The 3,906-nt window shown below is 44.3% G+C and carries 4 protein-coding genes; 3 read left to right on the plus strand and 1 reads right to left on the minus strand.

What is annotated here, in order from left to right:
* Window positions 1–220: 220 nt before the first annotated feature.
* From LYNGBM3L_RS35245 to LYNGBM3L_RS01620, 3 genes are all read left to right on the plus strand, one after another.
* The gene (locus LYNGBM3L_RS35245) at window positions 221–1,081 is read left to right on the plus strand and encodes a ribonuclease HI family protein (RefSeq protein WP_008178237.1); all 861 of its coding nucleotides are present in this window, start codon (window positions 221–223) and stop codon (window positions 1,079–1,081) included.
* Window positions 1,082–1,885: 804 nt separating this feature from the next.
* Window positions 1,886–2,395, plus strand: a complete 510-nt coding sequence (locus LYNGBM3L_RS01615) for a late competence development ComFB family protein (RefSeq protein ID WP_008178239.1) — start codon at window positions 1,886–1,888, stop codon at window positions 2,393–2,395.
* A 318-nt stretch (window positions 2,396–2,713) separates the two neighbouring features.
* A complete protein-coding gene (locus tag LYNGBM3L_RS01620) occupies window positions 2,714–3,169 on the plus strand; it encodes an SRPBCC family protein (RefSeq protein ID WP_008178241.1) in 456 nt (151 codons plus the stop codon).
* Between the two features lie 274 nt (window positions 3,170–3,443).
* Here the strand turns inward: LYNGBM3L_RS01620 and LYNGBM3L_RS01625 are convergent, their stop codons facing one another.
* A complete protein-coding gene (locus tag LYNGBM3L_RS01625; RefSeq protein WP_008178243.1) occupies window positions 3,444–3,755 on the minus strand; it encodes a TRADD-N-associated membrane domain-containing protein in 312 nt (103 codons plus the stop codon).
* Between the last annotated feature and the right edge of the window lie 151 nt (window positions 3,756–3,906).

A 3,906-nucleotide genomic window follows, 5' to 3' on the forward strand; every position in this document is an offset into this window, starting at 1 on the left:
CTCCCCATCTCCCCATCTCCCCATCTCCCCATCTCCCCACCTCCCCATCTCCCCATCTCCCCATCTCCCCATCTCCCCACACCCGGTCACCCCACACCCCACATACGCTAGTTGAGTCTATTACCTTATATATATATATATGCTTCCCTTCTTCAGAGGTATTTTGCGATCCTCTGTAGGAGCCGCTGCGTGAACGCAAAAGCGAAGGAACGAATATTAGATGAACAACCAATCAGTCAACTTAACAGCTAAGAAGACTAACAGTAAGCTTACGATCCTATTTGATGGGGGGTCTCGTGGGAATCCTGGAATAGCTGGTGCTGCTGCTATTATTAAACAACCAGGAGCTCAAACTATTAGCGTTAGTAAATTTTTCCCTCATGCTACCAACAATGAGGCCGAATATAACGGAGCTATTCTTGGGTTGGAGAAAGCCTTGGAAATCGGTGCTGGGCAGGTAGTCCTAAAAGGAGATTCTCAACTGGTTATCAATCAGCTTAAAGGTACCTGGAGAGTTAAAACACCCCACTTACGACCCTTATGGACAAAAGCTAAGTCACTTCTGAATCAGTTTGACTCTGTTAAATTGGAGTGGATTCCCCGAGCACAGAATTCAGAAGCCGATGCCGCTGCGAATCAGGCTATGGATCAACGCAAAGGGGTTAGCGCTGTAAGAAATAAAGCCACTGGGTTGCCCAAGGTTCAACCTTCTTTACCAAAACTTGCTGACCAGTTCTCTGAGTTGCCCAAGGTTCAACCTGTACCAAAACTTGCTAACCAGATCTCTGAGTTGATTGCGGACGCAAAAAATGCTAAATTTAAAAATTTACTTAAGTTAAAAAGTGGTCGGGATGAGTTTACTAGCAAGCGATTACCCACCCTAAAGGAAATGGTACCTGCTTCTGTTCAAAATGCGATCGCATCGGCTATGGCTGATGCTGATGACTCTACCTTAGCCAAGGTATACCGCTGGTATCTTAGAGGATTACCCGCAGACCTAGCCATTAGAAAAGTCCAGGTCGATTTAGAAGTATCTGAAAAGATTATCGAGCGTCGAAAAAAAAATCAACAAACCCTCTAATTATAACACATGATTATCGCTTTAGCAATCCTAGGTAATTTGTAGTAATAAGGAAAAACTCTGAACAAGCCCTCAGTACTTACTAATTAGTACTAGATTTCTTCTACAAAATGCGACTGGTTCACCATTGGGATGGCGAACGCAACCGTGGCTTTTGCCTGTGATCGATATCATAGGCGGAAAGCAAAAGATCAGTTATTATTGTGGTTACCAGACTCACCTGGCTAGGTGTGGGGTTAAGCTCAAACCTAAAAAAATACTAAAAAGCTATTGTTGAGAGTTCCTGACAGGATACATAAAAGCGTAAGCATATGCGCTACGCGCACGCGTGCGCGTTCAGCGGTCAGCGTTCAGCGGTCAGCGGTCAGCCAAAGGCTTACGCTGCTTGAGGTGCCGTCAGCTTTTTGGCACAGGCCACAAGCGCTGTGATTTCACTCAGATTAAACAAATGGTTACCTGTTTTATTCAAAAGCACCTCAAGTAGCGTGGCACAGGCTTCGACGCATCGGACCTAACCCATAAGCTGATACGCGACACGCTGATAGCTAAAAGCTGATAGCTGATAGCTGACGGCTGAATGCTTACATAAAAGCTATCTATAAGTGCTTCACTACAGCAGTAGAAGCTCAGAGCTAATCCAACAGGAGTTCAAAAAATTGGTTACTAAGAAACGGTGACCCCAAGTAGGGTATTTGGCTAGCTGGTTCTTGCGTAGGCAGAACAAAATGTCTTTCACATGGCCATCTTTGATCAAGCCACTCGTCAAGGGCTTTTTATTTATTGCAATATCTAACTGGTTAAGTCATGGAAGCACATCGATTACATCAAGCAATAACCTATCAAAATGTCATGGAAATCTTAGTGGCTCAGGAAGTAGAGCGTCAAAAGTCTCGACTTTCCCCGAAGCTAGCTAAGTATATAAACCATGTAGAAGTGGCTACCTATGCCCTCAATCGTTTACCACCTCTGTATGCTTCCTGTGAAGAGGGGAGGCGTCAGCAGCAGTTAAAGGGTAACAAAAAACTAAGGCAGCAGATTACTACTACTGTGCGTCAAGCCTTTGCTGCCGTGCAACGAGACCCGATCAGACTCTGTACACCGATCAGACCACAAGAAGAAACCGAATCTCTAGCGGCTAAACTGGCTCTGCAAGGAATCCGGGAATTACTCAAAAATAAAGAAATAACATGGTATAATCTGGTCAGTATTGTCAGGCAAACCCTGATTAGAGCAACTCAGATCAGAAAAAATCGGCAAAAAGAGCAGCCAAGAGACCCAATTTATGGTTGGAGTGACTCTCGTTACCAGCTCTAAGTTTGCGATCGCGTAGCGTGACCTACGGTCAATCGCGTTCACAGCTTGACAGGTTGACAAGTTGAAGGTTGACAGGTTGATCAGTTGAAGGTTGACAGGTTGATCAGTTGACAGGTTGACAGGTTGACAGGTTGACAGGTTGACAGGTTGACAGGTTGACAGGCTATAGTCTCCAAACCAGCGTTTTAGATTTATGTCTAATATCATGTTGGGATAATTACCCTTAATAAAAATCTCCCCATCTCCCCATCTCCCCACACTTCCCACCCTCCCTATAATTATGGGTATTCAACCTGACTTGATATAACTGGGTATCTAATGCTGCACTTTAACTATTCTACTGTGATCAATGCACCAGTTGAGATAGTTTGGACCTTTCATGAGCGAGATGATATTCTCGATCTGCTCACTCCACCCTGGCAACCAATCCAGGTGATCCGTCGTGAGGGGGGTTTAGGGATTGGAGCAGTTTCGGAATTTCGGATTTTTCTTGGTCTAATTCCCTTAGAGTGGATTGCTGTTCATACCGAGTATGAGCAATACCGACTCTTCAGTGATCAACAACAAGAAGGACCCTTTGACTATTGGGTTCATCGCCATCAATTTATTCGAGAAGATCAGAAAACTAGGCTAACTGATTCCATTGAATTTGCCTTACCAGGAGGAGCGTTAGTCGAAGATATGTTTGGTTGGTTAGTAACGCTGCAATTAGAGCAAATGTTTCGCTATCGCCATAAAGTAACCCAACGAGAATGTTCTAAGTTGGTGAATTGAGTAGGGTTAGTAGGAAACGGGCAAGATGCCCATTCCACGGAAACGGGCAAGATGCCCATTCCACCCACCGGGTCAAACTCAAAGTATGGAACAGCGAACAGGTAAAAATAATCAGATTTGATGCTTTCAGTACTAAAATTGATTGTTATCGCCTCCCCTATTACGTTTTTTTGTACTGATGTCAGGTAAGCATTCAGCTATCAGCTAATGCGCTACGGAAACAGCTAAAGGCTTGTGGCCAACGGCTGACGGCTGATAGCTGACGGCTGAATGCTTAGGTTTCATCTAACAACTTCTCCATCATTTCCTCTAACTCTTCCTTTGAATCCTTCGCGAATTGGACACTAGTAATAGTCCCCAAAACTCCGCCCGATGCTGTCAAGCTTGCTTCCGACACTTTGTCAATATACAAAAGCCCGACACCACATAAAGTCATCAACGCTGATGCCGCAGTTACACCAAGAGCAAGGTTGTAACTATGTCTTACTTGTCGTAATAATTCCCGGATGATTTCTTCTTTGATATCACTTTTGAGATCACGGTTGTCATCCTTAATTTGTCGCTTCTTAGAAAAACTAAATGCCATTGTTGATCTCCTCAATCTTCTATCGTTGGCTGCTGATATTCGTATCTTATTCAGAGGAAACTATCTACAGCAAGGGCAAATGGGTTTAGTTGATGTTAGGTTTTGCCCTACTGGCTTTTAGGGAGCAGGGAGCAGCGANNNCCNCNCACAC

Source organism: Moorena producens 3L, from assembly GCF_000211815.1.
In the GTDB taxonomy this organism is placed as follows: Bacteria; Cyanobacteriota; Cyanobacteriia; order Cyanobacteriales; family Coleofasciculaceae; genus Moorena; species Moorena producens.

Bases quoted from the DNA above. Each gene is read 5' to 3' on its own strand.
- LYNGBM3L_RS35245 (WP_008178237.1), top strand. From the start codon at position 221: ATGAACAACCAATCAGTCAACTTAACAGCTAAGAAGACTAACAGTAAG.
- LYNGBM3L_RS01615 (WP_008178239.1), top strand. From the start codon at position 1,886: ATGGAAGCACATCGATTACATCAAGCAATAACCTATCAAAATGTCATG.
- LYNGBM3L_RS01620 (WP_008178241.1), top strand. From the start codon at position 2,714: ATGCTGCACTTTAACTATTCTACTGTGATCAATGCACCAGTTGAGATA.
- LYNGBM3L_RS01625 (WP_008178243.1), bottom strand. From the start codon at position 3,755: ATGGCATTTAGTTTTTCTAAGAAGCGACAAATTAAGGATGACAACCGT.